Genomic DNA, 21,444 nt, shown 5'->3' with positions numbered 1-21,444 from the left:
TTCCAGGAAGTTCCCATGGAAGTCTCGGTTGAGGATTTTGCACCTGCCTATATTGGCAAGGATGTCGATGATGTCGTCATTCTCGGCGGCGGCCTTGCCGGTTTGTTTTGTGCGCTGAAACTCAGCCCGCGCCCGGTGACCGTGATCACCAATGCACCCATCGGGCAAGGTGCATCGTCCGCCTGGGCACAGGGTGGTATTGCCGCGGCAATCTCTGAACCCGATTCTGTTGAAGAGCATCGCGACGATACGTTGGTAGCCGGTTGTGGTATCTGCGAGGAGAAAATCGTCGAGCAAATGACCCGTGAAGGCAGTGACCGGGTTCACGATCTGCTGTCCTACGGCGTGCCATTCGATAAGGACCTGGAAGGACGTCTGAAGTTTTCGCGCGAAGCGGCCCATTCTCACAGCAGGGTGGTTCGAGTGCGAGGGGACATGGCCGGCCGGGCGATTATGGATGCGCTCATATCAGCCGTTCGCAAGACGCCGTCTATCCGTATTCTTGAGGGCTATATCGGCGAGAGTTTGCTGGGCAAAGGCCGCTATGTGACCGGTGTTCTGGCGCGGCGGCGCGGTGGCATTGAACGTTTGGCCTTTCCGGCCAAGGCGGTGGTGCTTGCTTCCGGTGGTGTCGGTCACCTGTTCGGTCTGACCACAAACCCTTACGAGACCAATGGGCACGGACTTGCGATGGCGGCAAGAGCTGGCGCCGTGATCGCAGATGCCGAATTTGTCCAGTTCCACCCCACAGCGCTGGATGTCGGTAAAGATCCGGCCCCGCTTGCCACAGAGGCCCTTCGAGGTGAAGGCGCTATACTTGTGAACAAGGCTGGCGAGCGGTTTATGGAAAAGGTCCATCCAGACCTGGAGCTCGCCCCTCGTGACATTGTTGCCCGGGCGATCCATGAAGAGGTTTCGGCCGGACGCGGGGCATTTCTCGACTGCCGTGAAGCGATTGGTGCAAAGTTTCAGGAAGAGTTTCCAACGGTTTTCAAGGCAGCTACGGCCGCCGGCATTGATCCGTCAAAAGACTTGCTGCCCGTTGCGCCAGCGGAGCACTATCACATGGGTGGTGTCCTGACAGACGCAAATGGCCGGACATCTCTGGACGGTCTTTGGGCGGCCGGTGAGGTGGCTTCAACAGGAGCTCACGGTGCAAATCGCCTTGCGTCCAATTCTCTACTCGAGGCCGTCGTTTTTGCTGCAAGGATCGCAGAAGACATTCAGGGTTTGATGCCGACGCCTCGAAGCGCCTATTGGAACGAAATGGACGATGCACCAGGTCTTCCCAGTCAGCGCAACGTTGAGGAACGTGACGCCATCACTGTTTTGCGAACCACCTTGTCCAAGAATGTCGGAGTGCTTCGAGACGCCGGCGGCCTGAAGGGAGCCTTGAGCGATATTGTGCGCGCCGAAAAGATTTGTGTGCGTCAATCGATCAGGAACATGATGGTCGCCGGCAAGATAATTGCGGCCGCGGCGCTGAAACGGGAAGAGAGCCGGGGAGGCCATTTCCGCAAGGATTTCCCTCAGGAAAATCCCGATCTTGCAAAGCGTTCCTATACAACCTTGAGCGAGGTCGAGACCCTGACCGCCGAAGCTCTGGAAACTGCTTGACCGGAGGAGCGCATGTCTCCCAACACACTGCCTGAACTCCCGCGTCTCATGATCGATGAGGCGGTCAAATCCGCACTTCTTGAAGATTGGGGCAGGGCGGGTGATGTCACAAGTCAGGCAACACTTCCTTCTACTGCGACGGCCCGCGCGGTGATCGCAGCACGAAAGCCTGGTGTGCTTGCGGGTGCTGGATGTGCTGAAAGCGCGTTTCGGCAAACCGATACAAGGTTGCAGTTCGATCTGGCTCGCAACGACGGGGATCGGCTGGCACCGGGAGACATCGTTGCGCATATTGAAGGGCCGGCGCGGGCGTTGCTTGCTGCTGAAAGGGTTGCCTTGAACTTTCTCGGGCATCTGTCGGGCATTGCCACGGCTACATCCTTGTTTGCCGATCAGATCGCTCACACCAAAGCCGATATTGTCTGCACGCGAAAAACCACCCCGGGTCTTCGCGCTTTTGAAAAATATGCGGTCAAGTGTGGTGGCGGAGCCAACCACCGTTTTGGGCTGGATGATGCCGTGTTGATCAAGGACAATCATATTGCGGTTGCCGGTGGAGTGACAAACGCGATCGAAGCAGCCAAGGCCTTTGCCGGACACCTTGTCAAAATCGAGGTGGAAGTCGACACACTGGCACAGCTTGAAGAGGCCCTCGCTGCAGCACCGGATGTGGTCATGCTCGACAACATGCCGCCCGAAACGCTTGAGAAAGCAGTCGGAATCGCAAACGGCAAGGTGCTTTTGGAAGCGTCTGGCGGCATAGAACTCGACACCGTCAGGGCGGTCGCAGAAAGCGGCGTCGACCTTATTTCTTCAGGCTGGATCACACATTCAGCGCCGGTTCTGGACCTCGGGCTGGACATTGAGCTGTCCTGATGCCGACAGGCATTGGTTGATCGGCTTTAAAAAGCACTCTAGCGTGCGTTGCAATAAGTCAGATCCGTTGCGTCAGGGCGCATGATGAGCGAAGAGCACAATCACAACAACAGCACAGTAGAAAAAGACCTCGTCATCCGACTGACACGCTATGCGCAGATTCCCATGCTTTTGGGTCTTGCGGTCGGTATGGTGCTGTTTCTGATCACGTTCTTCGTGGACATCTACCACGCGGTCGAAACATACGAGTTTTTGGACCGCAAGAAGACGATCCTGCTGATCCTCAATCTTCTCGACATGGTTTTCATTGCCAATCTGCTGATCATGGTCGCGACCAACACCTACAACACATACCGGCTCAAGAAGTCGGTACACGGCGACGACTACATTCAGCAGGGAGAACGGGCCTACCGACGGATGAAACACCGGATCGTCTCGACGATCATTATTATCTCGTCGATCCACGTTTTGAGCGAATTGCTGGAGTTCTCGCAGATCAGCATGCTGCAAGTGGCAGCACTGCTCGGCTTTCACCTTGTTCTGCTTGCCACCTATGTGGTCACAAATGTCTTCCGGTCAAACGACTGACGAAGCTGAACGTCCGGATCAGTTCCAGCCGCCCGCGTAGGTCTTGTAGAAGATATGAAGTCCGACCTGGCCGCGTTTGGCCATGGACCGTGCCCAACGTGGGCTCACATACGTTGCGTGATAGTGCGTCGAGGCATCGACCATCTTCAGGTACTGTTTGCCGTTCAAAACGTCCTTGGTCAGACGTTGCGCCGTCTTCCAGGCAGCCGGACTTGAGATGCGATCCTTGATCCCGTCACAAGCGAAGGAGAACTGGCAACGATTGCGCTTGTGCTTGTTCTGGTAGACCACGCCACAGATGGAATTCGGATAGGCCGGGTTTTTGACCCGGTTCAGAACGACCTGAGCAACTGCCACCTGTCCCTCTTCGGACTCGCCGCGGGCTTCGAAATAGATCGCCTCAGCCAGGCAGCGCTGCTCCTTGCGTTGACCGACGGAAAGCGGCAGCGGCTTTTGCGCCCACCAATGCGGGTTCTCAGGATCTTCTGGCGGGGGCAGTTCCTGCTCGTATTTCGCTGCACCAAACAAGGCGTCGAAGGGCTCTTTGGTCTCTTTGACACTGTCTGGGGCATACGCGGAAACGAGAGAAAAGCTGGCTGCAGCCGCATTGCGTGCCATCATGACCCGTTGTAAATCGAGCGGCCCGTCTTCCAGGAGTCCATCTTCGCTGGCTTTGGCCAGCCGGGTGGATTCCTTGCTGTCGAGCGGTGCCGGTTTGACGAAAGCGACACGCGGCAGGTCTTTGTGTTTTTTCTCGGTCGAGATCAGGCTCGACATCGCAAAGACGTTCCCGGCAGCCTGATCGACCATCTGCCGATCGGGAGCCATGGTGATCAGCCGGTCCCCCTTGGAGGATGCATTGGTTTCAATCCGGTCTGGAATCTCGGTCGGTTGAACGCTTCTGGCAACCTCATCAAGACCCATCACCGGTTTGGCTTCGAATTCCTCGTCTGCCGATGTCAGCGTCAGAACCGGCGCACTTGTGTGGCTCGGAGGAGTTGCCGTTGCCAGCGACAATTGCGGTGAGACCTTGGAGGTAAAGTTGCCGGGCTCCAAAGCCATCATCCAGCGTGGTGAGGCTTCATTGCGAGCGTTGATGAGTGCGAAGATATCCTGCTCGGCGACCGACCCGCCCAGCCCGATGAACAACAACGGACTGGCAACAAGAACATATTTAATCCGCCGCATGCGCGCACGGACCGGGCCGTATTCCTGAGTCACTTTTGCAGAAAACCGCTTTCTGTTGCGGGACTTTGGGCCAGACATACGCAGCCAACTCCAACTCGTTACACATCGTCCCGGTTAACCGGACGATCGGTGCTAACGCCGTGTAAACGGCAATACTGCAATTGAAGATGTCTGCTTAACCTTGAAAGAGCGTTAATAAGCGAAGAATTCGCGGAATTTCTCGGCGTTCGAACTCAAATGCGCGAAGTTATGGTTAATATTGCCAAGTAGTTTTTGGTGCTGAATGTCGGAAATTGACCCAAGACGTCAAAGTCTTAGGCACAAATTAAAAGCCGATTCGACCAACTGGCGGTTATCGTCCTCCGCCAACGCGCAATCCAGGTGCAGGGCGCTCGCTCATTAGTTGATGACGAAAACGGAACAGGGCGGCCGGCCTTCCACCGGTCGCCGTCGAGGTTGCTCCGGTCGGTTCCACCAGATCAGCGTTTTCAACAAGACGCCTGAAATTCTGTTTGTGCAGGTGACGCCCGGAAATTGCTTCGACGGATGTTTGCAGGTCTGTCAGCGTGAAAGTTTCCGGCATGAGTTCGAAAATAACCGGCCGATATTTCAACTTCCCGCGCAGACGGGAGATCGCTGTTGCCAGAACGCGTCGATGGTCGAACCTCATGGGCACGCCAAGGAAAGGAAGATCGCCGCGGGCTTGCGCCGCGGCGCGGCCGTCCGTTCGGGCTTCCTGCACCAATCCGGCTTCATAAAGCAGCTCATAGCGCTCGAGCGCGCGTTCCTCGTCCCAGCTTGTCGTGCCGGTGCCGAAGGCAAGGTGAATACGTTCGCTGCGGGCAAGTGGCCTTGGGGGTTCTCCGGGCGCCGGTGGTTCCTGGGCCCAGGCGTCGAGCGTCGGCAGTATTTCGTTGTCGAGAAGTGAGGGACGTCCGGTTCGCCAGTCCTCCCAGGGAAAATAGTCATACCAGGAATGCCAGGCGGAGTTGTGTTTGGCCAGTGTTTCCTCGGAATTTGGCGTCTGCCTTGTCAAGGCGAGGTAGCCAACGGAAACAACATGGGGTCCTTCGTCGCCGGCAACGCGGTGACGGCCCCGATCTCCAAATGTGTAGAGTTGTTCGACATAGCCGAGCCGCAAGGCGGTCTGCTCTTCCACCCAGGCCCTCAGACCGATGTCAAAGGTACGGTGTCGGATCGGGTCGAACGGCCCGAAGGGAAGTCCGTTGAGGGGCGAGTCCACCGTGTCGTTGACGTGGACAATCTGGGGCATGCCGTTGGAAACCGACACGATGACGGCATTCAATCCGATTTCGATGCTGGCTTGCCGATGCGGCATGGCTACTCCTGAATGTCGATAGGCATGAGAAACGGCGCTCCTTCAAAGGCGTTGGCACCTCGTCCAATCCCGCGAATGGCATCGATCATGCGTCCCTCGCGGCCCAACAACTTGTCAGCCATGGCAACGATGCGTGCATTTGGCGTCGCCGACGGTGAGCGCTCCCGCAGCAGGGCTGCGAGCGTATATTCGTTTGCCGTCGGGTTGAGCGTGCAGGCCGCAACATAGGCTCCTGCCGTAGATCTGCTGATCCCGGCCCAGCAATGAATAACCAGCGGCGCCTGCCTGTCCCAGGAGTTAACAAAGGCAAGCAGATCTTCAACATGCCGTTCGCTTGCCGGGATCAAACCTTGGACAGGGTCAACAATGTCATTGAAGGCCAGGAAGAGGTGCTTGCCGGGATCAATGCCGGCCGGCGTCGGTACTTCCATCTCCGCATTGATTAGCGTGACCAGTGATTTTGCGCCGGTCTTATTCACCGTATCCGTCAGCTTGGATAAGGAGCACACGTGAAGCATGGCAGTACCTTTTTAGTGTCTGCCAACAAACTAGGGTCATTCGCGCTCAAGGTCACCCGTTTGCTTTGTGTTCGCTTCGTTTGTTCCCAGCTTCGCGCAGGGCTTCGATCTCGTTGAAGCGTTCCATGAATTTTTCCTGGGCCTTGGCCACCGGCATCGGCTCAAGTCCGTAGTGCAAATTGCCATCCTTGTTGAGTGGAAAGCCACGGGGCCGCCCAAAGATCTTGGCTGCTTCCTGCTCATCGAAACCGGCGAGTTCGACGGCCTCGAAGTAAGCGCTGATGATGTCCGCTCGTTTGGCGAGTTTTTTGACTGTTGCGGGGATGTCCGCAGGCAATCCGAAACGCAAGTGAATTGCGCCTTGCAGCCGGGTTTCCACGGCCTTGTAGGCTTCGCCGATAACCGCTTTGAACGGTGAAATCATGTCTCCGATCACGTATTCCGGCGCGTCGTGCAGCAATACGGCAAGCCGCCAGTTTGCCGTCAGATCGGGCCTGAGTTGCAGCGCTATGTCTTCAACGATCAGCGAGTGTTCGGCCACTGAAAATGCGTGATTGCCGAAGGTTTGGCCATTCCAGCGAGCGACCCGGGCAAGGCCGTGCGCAATATCTGAAATCTCGACGTCGAGCGGAGAAGGGTCAAGAAGATTCAGGCGTCGTCCCGACAACATGCGTTGCCAGGCACGAGGGGGCTGGTCGGAGCGGGCAGCGGGCATCGGTCCTCTGGACAAAGAGCGGTTTCAGTCCGCGGCGCTCGTTTCAGGCCAAGTGAATTTTGCCCATTCAGGCAGAATCACGTCGACTTCCACATCGCCGCATAGAAGTGGGTTGCCGTTGTCCTTGGCCTGCGCAACCTTGTCAAGGCGGATGAGTGCCAGCCCGACAGACCCTTTCTGACCGACGGCAGTTGACCCCAGTGTCCCAACATTTTTGCCTGCGGCGGTAAGGTCAGTTCCCTTGTCAAAGAGAGCAGAGCTGCTTTCAACCTTGACGAACCGCTTGCGAGCCGTGCCACGATGCTGGACCCGCGAAACAACCTCCTGGCCGACATAGCAGCCCTTGGTAAAGGAGACGCCGTTCAGCTGGTCGAGGTCAGCATCATGCGGAAAGATGTCAGAATAGTCGTAGTCTTTCAGTCCCTCCGGCACGCCATGTGCGATCCGATGTGCATCATATGCAGAAAGGTCCGCGGCGACACCATCAAGGGATTGCGAAAGTTGGTCGATCTGACCGACAACCCGTTGGCCGAGTGCCTCCAGACGGGGATCATTGACTGAAAAAAGACCCTTATCTGCAGCTTTTCCATTTCCCCAAACAGCGAAGACACCAATTTCGGCATCAACCGCCTCAAGGTCGACTTTCGCCCGCAAGCGGTAAAAGGTCAGGCGTTTGAGCAGGTCGGTGGCCACGGCACTCGGCGCATCCACATAGTAAACGTCGTCGACCTTGTAGATCAAAAAATCGAAGAGGATCTTGCCTTGAGGCGTCAGCAGAGCTGCGGACGCAGCGCCGAGCTGGCCCAGATTGTCGATATCCGACGTCACCAGATTCTGCAGAAAATGTGTGGCTTCATCACCGGCGACCTTGATCAGCGAACGATCGGTCAGATGAGCATAAATTGCAGACGGCACGGCATCTTCCTTTTGTCGGACAAGAAATTTCGTCTTTGCCCCAAATAGGCGCTCTCCTTGGTGCGGGCAAGAGTGGAAACCGGGTGTGGCGTCTGGCTCTTTTTATGGGGGCCGCGTATAAGCCCCATGAGACCAGTCAGATTGCCCTGAACGTGATACCGGAGGAGCCCAATGAGCGCGACCTATGACCTGATCCTGCAAGGCGGAACCGTAGTCAACCAGGACGGCGAGGGGGTTCGGGATGTCGGGATAAGAAATGGTCGCATCGCCGGCATCGGTTCATTCGATAGAGCTCAGGCTGGAGAGGTGATCGACTGCACAGGACTGCATGTCCTGCCGGGAGTGATGGACACACAGGTTCATTTCCGCGAGCCCGGACTTGAGCACAAGGAAGACCTCGAAACCGGATCGCGCGCTGCCGCAATGGGCGGAGTGACGACTGTCTTCGAAATGCCCAACACCAACCCTTTGACTACAAGTGAAGCAGCGCTTGCCGACAAGGTCAGCCGTGGTCACCACCGAATGCATTGCGACTTTGCGTTCTGGGTTGGTGGCACCCGGGAAAACGTGAAGGACATTCCCGAGTTGGAGCGTCTTCCGGCAGCTGCAGGTATCAAGGTCTTCATGGGGTCCTCGACCGGAGATCTTTTGGTCGAAGACGATCAGGGTGTCAGGGATATTTTGTCGGTAACAAGACGTCGCGCGGCGTTTCACTCTGAAGACGAATTTCGCCTGCGCGAGCGCGAGGGAGAGCGCGTTGCGGGCGATCCGAGTTCGCATCCGATCTGGCGGGACGAAGTCGCGGCTCTGAAATGTACCGACCGTCTTGTCACCATCGCCCGGGAAACAGGCGCGAAGATCCATGTTCTGCACCTCTCGACGGCGGAGGAAGTGGACTATCTGATCACCCACAAGGATGTGGCCTCTATTGAAGTTACTCCGCATCATCTGACATTGACGGATGAGGCCTATCACCGTCTCGGATCGCTGGTGCAGATGAACCCGCCGGTGCGCGCGCCGCGTCATTCGGAACGTCTTTGGTGGGGTTTGCAGCAGGGCATTCTCGATATTCTCGGCTCAGATCATGCGCCACATCTGCTGGAGGAAAAGCAGAAGCCCTATCCTGCCTCTCCGTCGGGTATGACCGGTGTTCAGACACTGGTCCCCATCATGCTCGATCATGTAAACGCCGGTCGACTGAGCCTCGCCCGATTTGTCGATATGACAAGCGCAGGCCCACTCAGGCTGTTCCAGACTGCCCGCAAGGGTCGGATCGCAATCGGCTATGATGCCGACTTCACCGTTGTGGACATGAAGCTCAAGAAAACCATCCGGAACGAGTGGATAGCTTCCAAGTGTGGTTGGACGCCATATGACGGTAAGGACGTGACCGGTTGGCCCATTGGCACCATTGTGCGAGGTCAGCGCGTCATGTGGGAAGACGAGCTCACAACGCCGTCCCGTGGTGAAGCGGTCGTCTTCCAGGATGGCCTGAAGAAATAGATTGGAAAGGCGCGACGTCTCGCGTCTTCGGCGCGGCAATCCTCACATCTTGGAGTCAGAGCTGTACAATTTGTGATGTGAATAACAGATCGAGTCCCGATAGTGTGCGACGGATTGGGGGAAAGGGTGAAGGAAACCAATAAGTAACCGTGTTTCCTAACCCGATCTAAAAAGATCTCGGTTAAACACTAGGTCGAGCTTGATAGGTTTTGCGTTGGGGAGCTCTGGGATGTCGTCTTGTAGTAAATATAGCCGCGGAAGGCGGACACGCGCTCTGCTGGGTCTGGCAAGTGCAGCACTTCTGTCAGCTACCGCCGTATCCGGTGCCTGGGCACGTGATACTGCAAAGGATGCCGAAAAAGCGGCAACCGAGCCACCATTGCATATGCTGGTGTCGTTGAACGAACAGCAGATTCAGGTTTATCGCGGGCTCGATCTGATCGAAACGTCGCCGATCTCTTCGGGAAAGCGCGGGCACAGCACGCCCACGGGTGTTTTTTCGATCCTGGAAAAGCGCCGCAAACATTTTTCCAATCTTTATGACAATGCACCAATGCCGTTCATGCAACGACTCACCTGGTCAGGTATTGCGCTGCATGTGGGCAGATTGCCCGGCTATCCGGCCTCTCATGGATGCATTCGCATGCCGCGTCCTTTTGCCAAGTCGCTTTACAGCATGACGGACAGGGGCATGCATGTCGTGGTCACCAGGGATCCGGCAAAGCCGCAAAGCGTCCGCCACAGCGTCTTGCCACAGCCTTTCGTTCCGGAAACGAAAGTTGCAAGCCTGTCGAGCAGGAACATTCAGGCAGATTCCGCCCTGCGTGGCGCCATTCAACCTGCAAGCCTGCAGGCCTCGCTGCCTGTGGCTGAGCCGGAAAATCCGTATTTCGACAAGCCTTTGCGGATGATCATTACACCTCAAAAAGCGCCGAGCCGCACAAGGGTGCTGCAACGTCTTCTCAATGAGATGGGCTACGATGCCGGTCCGGTCGATGGTATCTTTGGCCGCAAGACACGTGCTGCCGTGAGCCTGTATCAGGAAGGTGCGGAGCTGCCGGTAACCGGCAATGTGACCGATGCGCTTGTGGCAATGATCTATGCCGAGGCCGGATATGAAAAGCCGCAGAATGCAATGCTGCGTGTGCGCCGCAAGTTCCGTGATGTGTATTCAGCGCCTGTAACGCTGAAAAACATAGACAAGGACATCGGTACGCACGTTTATACTGCGCTCGATTTTGAAAAGGGCGACCAGACTGTCGACTGGATAGCTGTTTCAGCTGAAGGCGAGCGCGGCGGCAATTCAAAGGACTTGCTTGACCGTGTCGTGATGCCGGAAAAAGTCGCGCTCGAAATCTCCAAGATGCTGACGCCAGGGACATCCCTGACCATCACTGACCGGAATTTCAAGCGCAACACAGGTCTTGGTACGGATTTTGTGGTCGTCACCCGCTAGTCGGCTGTTCGACCAGACGTGAAACCGAAGATCCCCGCTCCGGCGGGGATTTTTATTGCCCAGACAATCGAACAATTCTCCAGAAACGTCACCAAACTGTCGTGTCTCTGCCGTATCGGAAAGCAGGTTCATTTCACAGGCGACTCGGGAGAGGGCAATGGCGAATGGCACGCTGTCGGCGTCCAAGAAACGGCTAAAGAACGCGGTTCACCGATCCGGGGCAACCTCTCGCGAGGGAATCCTTGAGCGCCTGTTCACCTTTGCTTTCAAAGGCCTTGTCTATCCTCAGATCTGGGAAGATCCGGACGTGGACATGAAGGCTCTGCGACTGACACCTGAAAGCAGAATGATCACCATTGCATCGGGCGGCTGCAATGTCATGTCCTACCTGACCGCCAATCCGGCAGAAATCACCGCAGTTGACCTCAACCGTGCTCACGTGGCTCTCGGCCGGTTGAAGTTGGCCGCCGCCAAGTATTTCCCGAACTACGAAACGTTCTACCGGTTCTTCGGCGAAGCGGATGAAAAAGCCAATGTGGCGGCCTATCAGCGGTTCCTAAAAGACAACCTTGATCCGGAAACCATCGCTTACTGGGAAGGGCGTGACCTGGCAAATTGGGGCCGCAAACGCATTACGTTGTTCTCCCGAGACCTCTATCATCACGGCCTCCTCGGATATTGCATCGGCCTGGGTCACCTTGTGGCAAGGCTTTACGGCATCGACCCCAAGCACATGGTCAAGGCAAAATCGCTCGAGGAGCAGCGTTCGTTCTTCGATACGGCACTGGCACCTCTTTTTGACAAGCGACTGGTGCGTTGGGCGACCTCGAAAAAAATGTCTCTTTATGGGCTGGGCATTCCGCCGGCGCAGTATGATGCGCTTGTCTCAGCTAATGCTGATGGAGACATGTCAGCGGTCTTGCGCCAACGTCTCGAAAAGCTCGCCTGTGATTTTTCCATGCAGGACAACTATTTTGCCTGGCAGGCATTCGGGCGTGGATATGCATCGGACAGGGACGGGCCTGCCGGAGAATCTGGACCGTTGCCGCCTTATCTGAAGCGAGCTCATTTTGAAGAAATTCGCGAACGCGCCGGCAGGGTGAGGGTTCTGAACCGGAACTTCACCGAGCACTTGCAGGGTGTTGGCGACGACATGCTGGATGCCTATGTGCTTCTTGATGCGCAGGACTGGATGACCGATCATCAATTGAATGCTCTTTGGAGCGAGATCACCCGGACGGCCCGGCCAGGTGCCAGGGTCGTGTTTCGCACTGCTGCCGAACCCTCTTTGTTGCCCGGCCGCGTCGCTGACGCGATACTTGATCGTTGGACCTATGAAGAAAAAGAAAGCCTTGAACTCGGTCGACAGGATCGCTCGTCCATCTATGGCGGGTTCCACCTCTATGTGTTCAACGGGTAGACAACGGGTCCAGAAACGCAAATGAGCGGAAGCGTTGAAACTGCCCGTTTGATGGATTCTGTCTATCGCAACCAGCGCTATTTTTATGACCTGACGCGGAAATACTATCTTCTCGGTCGCGATCGGTTGATCAGCGACATGCAACCACCGAGAGGCGGCACGGTCCTGGAGCTGGGGTGCGGCACAGGTCGGAACCTCGTGTTGGCTGCGCAGGCATATCCGGATGCAAGATTTTACGGACTTGATATTTCCAGAAACATGCTGGAAACCGCAGAAAAGAACATCAAAAAAGCCGGTGTGGCAGATAGGGTCAGCTTGATCGAAGGCGATGCCGCTGATCCTTTCGCGACAGAAGGTTTGGGTGTCCCGGCATTCGACAGGGTTTTTTATTCCTATACGCTGTCGATGATTCCGGTCTGGCGAGAAGCGCTTGCCGCCGGCAGTGGCTGCCTCGCCGAAGAAGGGCGCATTCACGTGGTTGATTTCGGTCAGCAAGAGAGACTTCCGGTCTGGTTCCGGAAGGCTTTGTTCAAGTGGTTGAAGTCATTCCACGTCAGTCCGCGTAGTGAGCTGAAATCCGAACTTGAGGCGCTTGCGAAACGAAAAGGCGCGGGCCTCGAATATCGCCAGCTCTATCGGGGATATGCAGATTATGCCGTTCTCACAAAGGTCCAAGACTAGAAAACTATCCGTTCGGTCCTGAAGGGTTCGCGCGAAAACCTATTCACATCCGCTACGAGCCCAGTCCCTGAGTGCCGACTTGAATCCGCCCCCATATGGGTGCGCTTTGTCGGCTGCTTCGGAGTTCTCTTTCAAATAAGTTTGGGCCTGTTCGCAAAGGTTGTCCTGCTCCCATTGGTGGCAGGAGGCACAACTCTTGTTTTTCCAAGCATCCTCCGGCAGGCCCTCTATCGGCGGAAAGCGGGGAGAGCCTTGAATGAGCTGGGCAATGCTGCGGGTGGCAATCTCGGCATCGCCAATGCCCAGGGGGGCGTTGAATGTGATCCGTGTTTCCTGATCAGGTTCTGGCTGCTGGGGCTCTTGCGTCACGACAGGCTGCGGATCTGATATCGGATCCGTACGCTGCGCGTTGGTCTCGATCGATTGCAACTCCAGACGAGCCAATTCAGCAAACGCGCCCTCCGGGTAGGCGCTCAGATAGTTCTCATAAGCTTCTGCGCTGCCGGTCTTGCGGGCTTCTTCGATGAGGTCGCGCTCTGTTTGGCCCGGGGATACCGGTTCGGGTTGTACGGCCGGTTCCGGCTGCTTTGCAGTTTCCACGTCCGGTGCCGGCTTTTGGGCTTCTGCCTGCAGTTCCTCCAGCATCAACTCCTGAAGCAATGCCCGGGCATCCTTTGTGAACACACTGTCCGGGTTGGCCCGCAAAAAGAGGAGAATTTGAACCGGGTCGCGGCTCAGTCGAACTGAATCCCAAAGCTGACGCATCTGCAGGAGCTGTGCCGGCGGTGCCTCGGCTGCAACGAATTGAAAGTCAGTGGTGAGCGAAGAGGTGTCCCATGGGGTTTGGAGCCCACCAGTCTTGCTGAGGACGTCGACACGCACCTTCTTGAAAAGCGCTTCAACCGGAAGTCCAGGTTCTGACATCCGCTGAGCAAGGGCTTCGGTAAACGGGCTGTTCGATCCGACACCGTCGATTGCAATTTCGCCCGGGGCCGTCGAGTACGAAAGAAACGTGCCTTTGGGCGCCTTCATCTCTGCGAGACCATTGTCGTTCAGATCCGCGATTGTCGTGAACGGGTTGTTCCGGCAAGCGTCGAGAATGACAATATTGGTTCGGTTTTTGGCAGAAAACATCTGCCAAAGAACTGCTTGGGCAGGCACGCCAACCAGGCTGAGATCGGCGGCGTCGTTGAGTGCGATGTCAACCGGCAGAAGAAAATTGGAGCCGAAAGACTGCACGCCATGGCCTGCATAATAGAACAGCCCCGTTGCGTCTTCGCCGGCGTCTCGCAGTTTGCTGCCGAAGCTAGCAATTGACTGAACCATTTCAAGCTGAGTCGCCTCGGTGACGAGAATGACTTCAAAACCGACCGCTTCAAGTGAAGACGCCATCAGTTCGGCATCGTTGAGAGGATTGTCCAGTGGCGTGACATTGCTGTAAGCGGCATTGCCGATGACAAGCGCAATACGCCTTTCTTCCGCCTTTGCAGGCAGGATCAGGGCCACCAAGATTATAAGGGCAGCCGAGACTAGCGAAGCAGTGCTGGCTTTGTTTCTATTCAACAATGGAGAACTCTATACGGCGATTTCGACGTTTGCCTTCCGGCGTGTTGTTGGATGCGACCGGTTGGGTTTCTCCATAGCCGACGCTTCTGATCCGATTGTCGGGTATGTCCTTCGCAACGAGATAGTCCATGACCGCAGTTGCCCGGCGTTGCGACAATCTCATATTGGCTGAAGCGCGACCAACACTGTCGGTATGGCCGGCGACTTCAATCACCAGTCCGGGGCAACGCGCGACAATGTCGACAAGACTGTTCAGGAAGGGTTCGCTTCTCGGGTCCAGACTGGAACTGCCGCTGGTGAAATAGATGTTGTCGGTGCGTGAAAGAATTTCAAAACGTCCTGCGCATGCCTCCAGGTCAAAGTCACCCTCTGGCTCCAGTGCTTTGGCGGCCGCCGGCTCTGAATTTTCGGCCGGTTCAGCAGCGGCTGCACGGGCGTCGTCATCATCCTGGTTCTTGGCAAAGACGAAATCGAAGGAAACCGTAGCCGAGGGCACGATCACGACGTCTGCCGCTTCCTCCAGCTTTTTGACACCGCCATCAAGGCCAAAATCGGACGCAGCGACAGAGATCGGCGCTGTGCTTGACACGGCGACCAGGTCATCGCTCATCAGCGTCACGGCAACTTCGCTCTCAAGGGTCTTTTCTACACCGTGAAGCTTCAAGGAAAAGGTCAGCGGAATAATCTTGCGCTTGCGCTCGGGCAAATCGCTCAACACCGTTGGGTCGATATTTGTAGAGATGACCGCCGAGGGAAACTCGAACGTCTCAAAGAAAAGGAAACGCATCCGCACGTTTCTCAGGTCGATCTTGGTATCGATTGAATCGAGAAAGATGCGAACGGAAGCGTCGCCGTTCTCTTCAATCTTACCTTCGAACTCGGCAAAGCTGCTTGATTCAACCTGCGTCAGGTTTTTGACAGACTGGAACCTGAGCGACGACGCGTCGGGTTGAAGCGTCCAGCCGTCATCGAAAATTCCGTCTGCCTGGGCAGGGGCGACAGGCGATGCCAGGAACGCGATGCCGGCTAGCAACAGAACCGCGAAAACGGCTCGTAACTCTGACATGTGTCATTCCTTCCCTGATCGCACGCGCAAGCGCGCTATCCATAACATCCCTTCCCTAAGGAAACTGTAATAAGATACTGGAGTAATGCAACTCTTCTTGAATGTATCTGAGGTTGCATGACGGTCTTTGGCGTCACTTGGGTGGAGGGGGGCGAAGCTCTTGGGGACCTAAGCTCAGGCCAACGGCAGTTGCTGTGTCGCACAGTGGATGCCGCCACCGATTTCACCCAAAGCATCAACATTCAGCGTGATGACCTGGCGATCCGGGTAGTGTCGCTCAAGCGCTTCTACGGCGATGGCATCGGTTTCCTCATCTCCAAATTGAGGGGCTACGACGCCCCCATTGCAAACGTAATAGTTTGCATAGGAGGCGACGAAATCGACAGCTTGTACACGGTGGTCATATGGCTCGGGTATGACATCGATCTGCAGCTGCGCCGCGAGAAGCCGGTCATGGGTTTCAAGCGCAGCCTGATGAAACGGATCGGCTTCCTCCGGTTCGTCGGGCAGATTGATCAGCACGCGTCCGGGACCGGTAAACCGGGCGAGGCTGTCGATATGATAGTCGGTGATGTCTTCACCCCAGACACCGGGTGACCAGATGAATCGTTCCGCGCCATAGGCTTGCAACAAACGGTCCTCAATTTCTGTCCGGGACAGTCCAGGGTTTCTGTTGTTGTTGACCCAGGAGCTTTCATGGGCAATCAGCAGACCATGGCCATCGTGTTCGATCCCACCGGCTTCTCCGGTGACACCGCTGGAAACAAGTTCCATTGCCAGTCGCTCGGCGATCCGGGAGGCAATCAGGCCGTCATTCGCATGAACCTGTTTGTTGCCCCATCCGTTGAATTGGATATGACTGACAACTCGTTTCTGCGCTGAATCGAAGGCAAACAGCGGCCCGGAATCCCGGCACCAGAGATCTTCAGTCGGCACATCCCAAAGCTCGACACCCGACGACAGGAGCTTGCGAGCATTTGAGTGGTCTCTCGCTGCAGCCAACATCACGACCGGCTCAAACGCTGCGATCGAATTGGCGATGTCAGCAATGGTTTGCTTGAGCTCACGCAGAAATGCCGCATCGGGGTGAACCTGGCGGCTGACCGGCCATTGCATGAAAGTCAGTTCATGTGGCGCTTCTTCCGGCGGCACATACAAATCTGGTTTTTGCATTGCCAAGAGTGGCTGTCCTGTAAAAGCGAGCGTGCTCAGCATCGCACCCGTTTTGAGAAGTTCCCGACGTCGCATGCCGTTTTTCCGCTCGTTCTCATTGCGACCTGTTCTAGCAGATCCGGGCCTGAATTGCGTCAGAGTTTGAGGTTCAGGCCCGTCAATTGCTATCGGTTCTTTTCCAGAAGCAGAACATCGCCTGTGTAATAGGGTTGTACCGGATGTAATCTCACACGGGATCTTGCGGTTTCTCGAAAGCCAAGACGCTTGTAAAGTCGCGCTGCGCCCGAGTTCTGCCCATAGACTTGAATGCTCAAGCGAGAAAACCCGGATGTGCTTGCGGCGGTATCAACCGCCTCCATCAACAAAGAGCCGAGACCGGATGAGCGATGGCCCGGAAAGACGGCCAGAGCATTGATGTACCAGGTTCCGGCAGACTTCATTTCAAGTTCGACAAATGGGGCGATTGGATCCGGCAGGCTGTCGATGTCTTCATCAGGGGCTTCAATTATCGGGTAACTCAGCACCATACCGAGCACTCGTCCGGCATTCTCTGCCACCATCGCGTTTTTATATGAAAACCCGCCGCTCTCTCTTTGCGCCCGCTCTGTTCCGATCTCAAGTGGTGTGCGGTTCTCAGCTGTATTTTGTGACCACAGCCAGTGAGGAATGCCTTCGCCAGCGATATCAATGAGTTTGGCAAGGTCCTGTGCATCAGATGAGGTCGCAGGCCGAACAATGATTTGTTCCAAATCGATCATGTTTTGTGTCCGTATGTCAGTGTTGTTTGAAATTGCTGAAAAAATTTCAGTTGCGCTCGGCTCGTATTCAAGCTGCCGGCTGAAGTAGCTCATGTTTCGAGATACAGGAGACGTGGCGATGGTCGGTACCGCAACAGCCTCCGATCAGACACAGATTGGGAAGCGTCTTGAGAAGTTGAAGGTTCAACTGGCCGAGCTCCTCAGGATCGCCATCATCCAGGATTTCAGCTGCGTCGAGTTCTGCATGGCTTTGCCGCGAAGCATTCGCCCGAACTCCGCCAATTCTCTCGAGCCAGGCTGCTTTGGTGTCGAGTGCATGCTGAAAATGGTCGGGATGTGCGCAATTGATCATGTAGTAGACCGGTGCTGCATCGGTGGCGTGATCGACAGCTTCGATAGCCTCTCCCAAAGGTTGACCAGACGGCAACCGGCCATCTGTTTCCAGGGTGAACGCGATGGCAACTGGTACGTCGATCTCTTGTGCGGCTCGGGCAATCCCGATTGCTTCGCTTGAGTGCGTGAGCGTCATTGCACTGATCATGTCCACGCCGGCCCGCCCGAGTGCATGGATTTGCGGTGCATGGATCATGAACGCATCTTCTGCCGTGAGTTCGGTCGAAGTGGAATAGGCATCTCCGCTTGGGCCAATCAGACCGTTGATAAGAATTGGCAGTTCTTCCGTTTCGTGCCGGTTGCGAATATCGCTCACAAATTCAACTGCGCGGCGGTTGGTCTCCAAGACTTCTGCCACGGATGTTTGCAAGGGGCCTGCCCAGGCCAGACCCGCCCGCCAGGTGGGTGCATCCAGAACGAACCCTCGACCGGATGTCCGGGCAAGATCAATGAAAGTTTCATAATACGCGGTCAGGTCATTTCGACCGGTTTCGGTATCCAACAGCACAGCAGCGGAGAAGCAGGGGAGCTCATGGCCCTTTTCAAAAATCATGAAAGTCTCAAGTCCGCCGTCGGTCAGGAAAAAACGATCAGCCTCGGCAAGTAATTGAATTCGCATTTATTCCATCCTTTGTTTGATGGACAAGAAGTATGTGGCACGCCGATCCGTCGGTAGTTGTCGCGTGGTCAGGTTGCTCAAATAATTTTTGTGCAGTAATTTCAATGGTTAAGGAAGATTGATGTCACGGCGGTAGCTGTTGGAAACGCTTGAACTGGACTCACGGTACAGTTGGGAAGGGGCAGATGACCGAAAAAACCGACACACGTACCCGGATCCTGGATATTGCAGAAGCAGCAGTGCTTGAAAAAGGCTTCGAGGCGACGTCGATCGACGAGATCGTTGCCGGCGCACAGATATCCCGCGGTGGTTTTTTTTATCACTTCAAGGACAAGAACGCGTTGGCACGCGCAATGCTTGAACGATACATCGCTGTTGAAGACGCACTTTATGACGACTTGTTTGCCCGGGCGCGCGAACTGAGCGACGATCCGCTTCATTCAATGCTGATCGGTTTGAAAATGTTGGCAGAGATGCTGGCAGATATGCCCAATGGCCATCCGGGTTGCGTAATCGCTGCGACTGCTTATCAAGATCGTCTGTTCGACAACGGTGTCCGGGAGCTGAACCGCCAGGCAATATTGAGCTGGCGTCGGCGCTTCCGCGGCATGTTCGAAGAGATTGCATTGGTGTACCAGCCAAACGAGGATGTGAACCTTGACGCTCTCGGCGACATGGTTTCAAGCGTTGTCGAAGGTGGGCTGGTTCTTCAGCGGGCCCTTCGCGAGAACAACAGTGCTTCGGAGCAAATCATGTTGTTGCGCACCTACCTGAAGCTACTGTTCTCGCCGCGTGCAAACTGAAGTCTCGTCAATGCTGTGACGATGAAGCAAGGGATGAGGCACCCGTAGCTTTGCAGACTTGCGAGAATCTAAACGGATAATATCCGGCTTCATTTACTGGAAGCCTCAGCTCCACTTTCGTTGACCCGTCTGAAACTGACCGAAATCATGGCCGCAGTTGCAATAACAACAGCGGCAAGCGGGAAGACCCAGGCGCCGGCCCAATTGTAGAGCAGGCCACCTGCAAGTAAGCCGAATATGCTGGCAGCGGCCCCAAGGCTGCTGGCAAAACCCTGAACAGCACCTTGAAGCCTTCTTCCGGCGAATTCGGACAGAACCGCAGTGAAGGTTGGCCACATCAGTCCGTTGCCAACGGCAATCAACAGGGCCGCAAGATAGATCGCGGTCGAACTTTCCCAGAACAGCAAAATAAATCCGAGGCTAAGTATCAGGCCACCCACCAGGAGCAGAATATTCTGAGGTACCAAGCCTGAGACTCTTGAGAGCAGGGGCCCCTGCACGATCATCATCCACAAGCTGAGGACAGCGAAGAAAACCCCGGTCTCGGTCACCGTCCAGGAGAGTTGTGTCGCAGCGTGTACCGGAAACGCGATATAGAAGAAACTGAAACCCAGCATGACCAGAAAGTTGACTGTCAGAAGTGCGGGCATCAGCGGCAGACGAAGAATATCCCGGTTCGAGGTCTCCTCGCGGCCTTTTAGTTGGTAGACTTCCTTTGTGTCTTGTCCGAACACTTTGCAGGCGTTGCGAAGGCCTGGTTTGGATTTCAGGACCTCGGCATGGCTTTCCTTCAGCCCAAGAAGAATGAGGGCGCTGGCAATGATCGAGATTGCCAGCGCCGCGAGCACCGGCACGATCTCGCCAAATACGGTTGCTCCCAGAAGACCGGCCAAAGCGGGGCCCAGAATGAAACCGGCATTTGTCGACATTGCCATCTTGCCAAAGTCTTTGGTGCGGTGCGCGTCATCGGTGATGTCGGCCAGATAGGCATTGGCAACAGAAACATTGCCACCCGTAAGACCATCAGCGGCTCTTGCAAGAAACAGGATGATCAGGGGCAGTGTCAGACTGAATTGTCCGAGAAGGGCATTGTCGACGTCAAGGAGTGAGCTTGCAGGCATTGCGAATGCAGTCAGAAAAATGATCCAGGACAGCATTGTTCCAAGTTGACTGAGCAGCAGAACCTTTCGCCGGCCGACCTGGTCAGACCATCTTCCGAGAATAGGAGCTCCGATCAACTGGAACACGGAATAGGTTGAAGCCAACGCTCCATAAATGATGGCGTTGCCACCCCATTGGGCCACGAGGAAAACCATGAACGGCACAACGATTGAAAATCCAAGTGTGCCGACAAAATTCACCGAGAGTATCGGGAGAAGCGAGGCGCGGCTTTGCGGCTCATAATCTGCGGTTTCTATAGCCAATATGTGCCTCGTGGCCGATAGCAGGAACAGGCGCGAGTATGACCAAGGACAAGGCGCATGGAAAGCGTGTGGTGAAGTCACCCTTTTAAGGGTTTCTCAGTTAATCCCCTGCAACGAAATAATGCAGCGTACCGTCCGGGCCGATACCGACACGATAGAAACTCCAGGCTCCGAATTCCTGCATCTCGGCAAAGTCACCTGCTGTCACGATACGGAACAGCTCGACCTTTTGTTCCGGTGTGAGGTCATGCAACGGGTAGCGGGCAAAATAGGGCCAGACATACATTTCCTGAGGCGTGCCTTTGTCGACGTGTATGAAGCCCGCATCCAGAACGTCGGCCAGGATGGCCAGAATTTCAAAACCTTCGCCGTCGCCTGAACTCTGTTTCAAAAACTCGATCGGATCACCGATCTCTCCAAAGGAGAGGGTCGGCGGCAGTTCGTTGCTCTCAAGAACCATGCGCAAGCGTTTCATATCGCCAAGCAGCGCAGCTTCTTTCAGTTGTGAATGCATCCGCGCGACAGGCTTTGGCAAGTAGTCTGTGCTGTAGAGGACTTCCGGCAAAGGGAGATCTGTGTCTGCCTCGGTTGCCTTGACCTTCGGAGCGTCGGGCGGTGCCGTGCCGGACTGCGTGTCAGATGTGACTGGTATGGTTTCCGTCTGCACTGATAGTGCCTTGGCCGCCATCGCGCCGTTCGCACCCAAGGCAGCGAAGAGGGCAAGCCCTGTTGCCGAGAATATTCGTCTCATCGTGACTGTCTCCCGATGCCGCCCTACCCGAATTGACTAGGCCTTTCCTTAAACAATTCGTGCGAATGTGGAAAC

The 21,444-nt window shown here is 55.7% G+C and carries 20 protein-coding genes; 8 read left to right on the top strand and 12 right to left on the bottom strand.

All coding sequences use genetic code 11. The features are described 5' to 3' along the window. The first annotated feature begins 15 nt into the window (after nucleotides 1–15). The 3 genes from FIV00_RS23550 to FIV00_RS23540 all read left to right on the top strand — a co-directional run bounded on the left by FIV00_RS23550 (nucleotide 16) and on the right by FIV00_RS23540 (nucleotide 3,081). A complete protein-coding gene (locus tag FIV00_RS23550) occupies nucleotides 16–1,617 on the top strand; it encodes an L-aspartate oxidase (RefSeq protein WP_152503040.1) in 1,602 nt (533 codons plus the stop codon). A 12-nt stretch (nucleotides 1,618–1,629) separates the two neighbouring features. Then, a complete protein-coding gene (nadC, locus tag FIV00_RS23545; protein ID WP_152503039.1) occupies nucleotides 1,630–2,493 on the top strand; it encodes a carboxylating nicotinate-nucleotide diphosphorylase in 864 nt (287 codons plus the stop codon). An 81-nt stretch (nucleotides 2,494–2,574) separates the two neighbouring features. Beyond that, nucleotides 2,575–3,081 (top strand): YqhA family protein, encoded by a 507-nt coding sequence (locus FIV00_RS23540; RefSeq protein WP_209006679.1) that lies wholly within the window; start codon nucleotides 2,575–2,577, stop codon nucleotides 3,079–3,081. 18 nt (nucleotides 3,082–3,099) lie between these two features. Here the strand turns inward: FIV00_RS23540 and FIV00_RS23535 are convergent, their stop codons facing one another. The 5 genes from FIV00_RS23535 to FIV00_RS23515 all read right to left on the bottom strand — a co-directional run bounded on the left by FIV00_RS23535 (nucleotide 3,100) and on the right by FIV00_RS23515 (nucleotide 7,756). Further along, on the bottom strand, nucleotides 3,100–4,347 hold the full coding sequence (locus FIV00_RS23535; RefSeq protein ID WP_152503038.1) for a cell wall hydrolase: 1,248 nt from the start codon (nucleotides 4,345–4,347) through the stop codon (nucleotides 3,100–3,102). A 274-nt stretch (nucleotides 4,348–4,621) separates the two neighbouring features. Beyond that, on the bottom strand, nucleotides 4,622–5,608 hold the full coding sequence (locus FIV00_RS23530; RefSeq protein WP_152503037.1) for an NAD regulator: 987 nt from the start codon (nucleotides 5,606–5,608) through the stop codon (nucleotides 4,622–4,624). 2 nt (nucleotides 5,609–5,610) lie between these two features. After that, on the bottom strand, nucleotides 5,611–6,126 hold the full coding sequence (locus FIV00_RS23525) for a tyrosine phosphatase family protein (protein WP_152503036.1): 516 nt from the start codon (nucleotides 6,124–6,126) through the stop codon (nucleotides 5,611–5,613). Between the two features lie 52 nt (nucleotides 6,127–6,178). Further along, nucleotides 6,179–6,841 carry a YfbR-like 5'-deoxynucleotidase gene (locus FIV00_RS23520; protein ID WP_152503035.1) on the bottom strand — a complete coding sequence of 221 codons (663 nt, stop codon included), beginning with the start codon at nucleotides 6,839–6,841 and terminating at the stop codon, nucleotides 6,179–6,181. Between the two features lie 24 nt (nucleotides 6,842–6,865). After that, nucleotides 6,866–7,756, bottom strand: coding sequence for a folate-binding protein YgfZ (locus FIV00_RS23515; protein WP_152503034.1), 891 nt, complete (start codon nucleotides 7,754–7,756; stop codon nucleotides 6,866–6,868). A 171-nt stretch (nucleotides 7,757–7,927) separates the two neighbouring features. Here FIV00_RS23515 and FIV00_RS23510 point away from each other — a divergent pair, with 171 nt between their 5' ends. The 4 genes from FIV00_RS23510 (at nucleotide 7,928) to FIV00_RS23495 (ending at nucleotide 12,816) form a co-directional block, all read left to right on the top strand. Continuing rightward, nucleotides 7,928–9,259, top strand: a complete 1,332-nt coding sequence (locus FIV00_RS23510; RefSeq protein ID WP_152503033.1) for a dihydroorotase — start codon at nucleotides 7,928–7,930, stop codon at nucleotides 9,257–9,259. 229 nt (nucleotides 9,260–9,488) lie between these two features. Then, the gene (locus FIV00_RS23505; RefSeq protein WP_152503032.1) at nucleotides 9,489–10,715 is read left to right on the top strand and encodes a L,D-transpeptidase family protein; all 1,227 of its coding nucleotides are present in this window, start codon (nucleotides 9,489–9,491) and stop codon (nucleotides 10,713–10,715) included. A 157-nt stretch (nucleotides 10,716–10,872) separates the two neighbouring features. After that, on the top strand, nucleotides 10,873–12,135 hold the full coding sequence (locus FIV00_RS23500) for a DUF3419 family protein (RefSeq protein ID WP_152503031.1): 1,263 nt from the start codon (nucleotides 10,873–10,875) through the stop codon (nucleotides 12,133–12,135). 21 nt (nucleotides 12,136–12,156) lie between these two features. After that, nucleotides 12,157–12,816 (top strand): class I SAM-dependent methyltransferase, encoded by a 660-nt coding sequence (locus tag FIV00_RS23495; RefSeq protein WP_152503030.1) that lies wholly within the window; start codon nucleotides 12,157–12,159, stop codon nucleotides 12,814–12,816. Between the two features lie 39 nt (nucleotides 12,817–12,855). Here FIV00_RS23495 and FIV00_RS23490 read toward each other — a convergent pair whose 3' ends face one another. From FIV00_RS23490 to FIV00_RS23470, 5 genes are all read right to left on the bottom strand, one after another. After that, nucleotides 12,856–14,382, bottom strand: coding sequence for a caspase family protein (locus tag FIV00_RS23490; protein ID WP_209006678.1), 1,527 nt, complete (start codon nucleotides 14,380–14,382; stop codon nucleotides 12,856–12,858). Then, a complete protein-coding gene (locus FIV00_RS23485) occupies nucleotides 14,372–15,448 on the bottom strand; it encodes an OmpA family protein (RefSeq protein WP_152503029.1) in 1,077 nt (358 codons plus the stop codon). Before FIV00_RS23485 ends, FIV00_RS23490 begins: the two co-directional genes overlap by 11 nt. A 174-nt stretch (nucleotides 15,449–15,622) precedes the next feature. Next, a complete protein-coding gene (locus tag FIV00_RS23480) occupies nucleotides 15,623–16,696 on the bottom strand; it encodes an agmatine/peptidylarginine deiminase (RefSeq protein WP_152503028.1) in 1,074 nt (357 codons plus the stop codon). 89 nt (nucleotides 16,697–16,785) lie between these two features. Next, on the bottom strand, nucleotides 16,786–17,379 hold the full coding sequence (locus FIV00_RS23475; protein WP_173006121.1) for a GNAT family N-acetyltransferase: 594 nt from the start codon (nucleotides 17,377–17,379) through the stop codon (nucleotides 16,786–16,788). A gap of 67 nt (nucleotides 17,380–17,446) precedes the next feature. Next, a complete protein-coding gene (locus FIV00_RS23470) occupies nucleotides 17,447–18,391 on the bottom strand; it encodes a homocysteine S-methyltransferase family protein (RefSeq protein ID WP_152503026.1) in 945 nt (314 codons plus the stop codon). A 185-nt stretch (nucleotides 18,392–18,576) separates the two neighbouring features. On the opposite strand from FIV00_RS23470, the gene FIV00_RS23465 reads away from it, so the two are divergent. Continuing rightward, entirely contained in the window at nucleotides 18,577–19,194 is a 618-nt protein-coding gene (locus FIV00_RS23465; RefSeq protein ID WP_152503025.1) for a TetR/AcrR family transcriptional regulator, read from the top strand. 89 nt (nucleotides 19,195–19,283) lie between these two features. Here the strand turns inward: FIV00_RS23465 and FIV00_RS23460 are convergent, their stop codons facing one another. Then, entirely contained in the window at nucleotides 19,284–20,618 is a 1,335-nt protein-coding gene (locus tag FIV00_RS23460) for an MFS transporter (protein ID WP_152503024.1), read from the bottom strand. A gap of 100 nt (nucleotides 20,619–20,718) precedes the next feature. Next, nucleotides 20,719–21,369 carry a hypothetical protein gene (locus FIV00_RS23455; protein ID WP_209006677.1) on the bottom strand — a complete coding sequence of 217 codons (651 nt, stop codon included), beginning with the start codon at nucleotides 21,367–21,369 and terminating at the stop codon, nucleotides 20,719–20,721. Between the last annotated feature and the right edge of the window lie 75 nt (nucleotides 21,370–21,444).

It is taken from the genome of Labrenzia sp. THAF82, assembly GCF_009363435.1.
GTDB lineage: Bacteria > Pseudomonadota > Alphaproteobacteria > Rhizobiales > Stappiaceae > Roseibium > Roseibium porphyridii.
Note: the sequence above shows the minus strand (reverse complement) of the source record. Positions and strands in the feature narration are given on the sequence as shown.

Excerpts from the sequence above, each read along its gene's own strand:
- FIV00_RS23550 (WP_152503040.1), top strand. The coding sequence starts at position 16 with ATGGAAGTCTCGGTTGAGGATTTTGCACCTGCCTATATTGGCAAGGAT.
- nadC (WP_152503039.1), top strand. The coding sequence starts at position 1,630 with ATGTCTCCCAACACACTGCCTGAACTCCCGCGTCTCATGATCGATGAG.
- FIV00_RS23540 (WP_209006679.1), top strand. The coding sequence starts at position 2,575 with ATGATGAGCGAAGAGCACAATCACAACAACAGCACAGTAGAAAAAGAC.
- FIV00_RS23535 (WP_152503038.1), bottom strand. The coding sequence starts at position 4,347 with ATGTCTGGCCCAAAGTCCCGCAACAGAAAGCGGTTTTCTGCAAAAGTG.
- FIV00_RS23530 (WP_152503037.1), bottom strand. The coding sequence starts at position 5,608 with ATGCCGCATCGGCAAGCCAGCATCGAAATCGGATTGAATGCCGTCATC.
- FIV00_RS23525 (WP_152503036.1), bottom strand. The coding sequence starts at position 6,126 with ATGCTTCACGTGTGCTCCTTATCCAAGCTGACGGATACGGTGAATAAG.
- FIV00_RS23520 (WP_152503035.1), bottom strand. The coding sequence starts at position 6,841 with ATGCCCGCTGCCCGCTCCGACCAGCCCCCTCGTGCCTGGCAACGCATG.
- FIV00_RS23510 (WP_152503033.1), top strand. The coding sequence starts at position 7,928 with ATGAGCGCGACCTATGACCTGATCCTGCAAGGCGGAACCGTAGTCAAC.
- FIV00_RS23505 (WP_152503032.1), top strand. The coding sequence starts at position 9,489 with ATGTCGTCTTGTAGTAAATATAGCCGCGGAAGGCGGACACGCGCTCTG.
- FIV00_RS23500 (WP_152503031.1), top strand. The coding sequence starts at position 10,873 with ATGGCGAATGGCACGCTGTCGGCGTCCAAGAAACGGCTAAAGAACGCG.
- FIV00_RS23495 (WP_152503030.1), top strand. The coding sequence starts at position 12,157 with ATGAGCGGAAGCGTTGAAACTGCCCGTTTGATGGATTCTGTCTATCGC.
- FIV00_RS23485 (WP_152503029.1), bottom strand. The coding sequence starts at position 15,448 with ATGTCAGAGTTACGAGCCGTTTTCGCGGTTCTGTTGCTAGCCGGCATC.
- FIV00_RS23480 (WP_152503028.1), bottom strand. The coding sequence starts at position 16,696 with ATGCGACGTCGGGAACTTCTCAAAACGGGTGCGATGCTGAGCACGCTC.
- FIV00_RS23475 (WP_173006121.1), bottom strand. The coding sequence starts at position 17,379 with ATGATCGATTTGGAACAAATCATTGTTCGGCCTGCGACCTCATCTGAT.
- FIV00_RS23470 (WP_152503026.1), bottom strand. The coding sequence starts at position 18,391 with ATGCGAATTCAATTACTTGCCGAGGCTGATCGTTTTTTCCTGACCGAC.
- FIV00_RS23465 (WP_152503025.1), top strand. The coding sequence starts at position 18,577 with ATGACCGAAAAAACCGACACACGTACCCGGATCCTGGATATTGCAGAA.
- FIV00_RS23455 (WP_209006677.1), bottom strand. The coding sequence starts at position 21,369 with ATGAGACGAATATTCTCGGCAACAGGGCTTGCCCTCTTCGCTGCCTTG.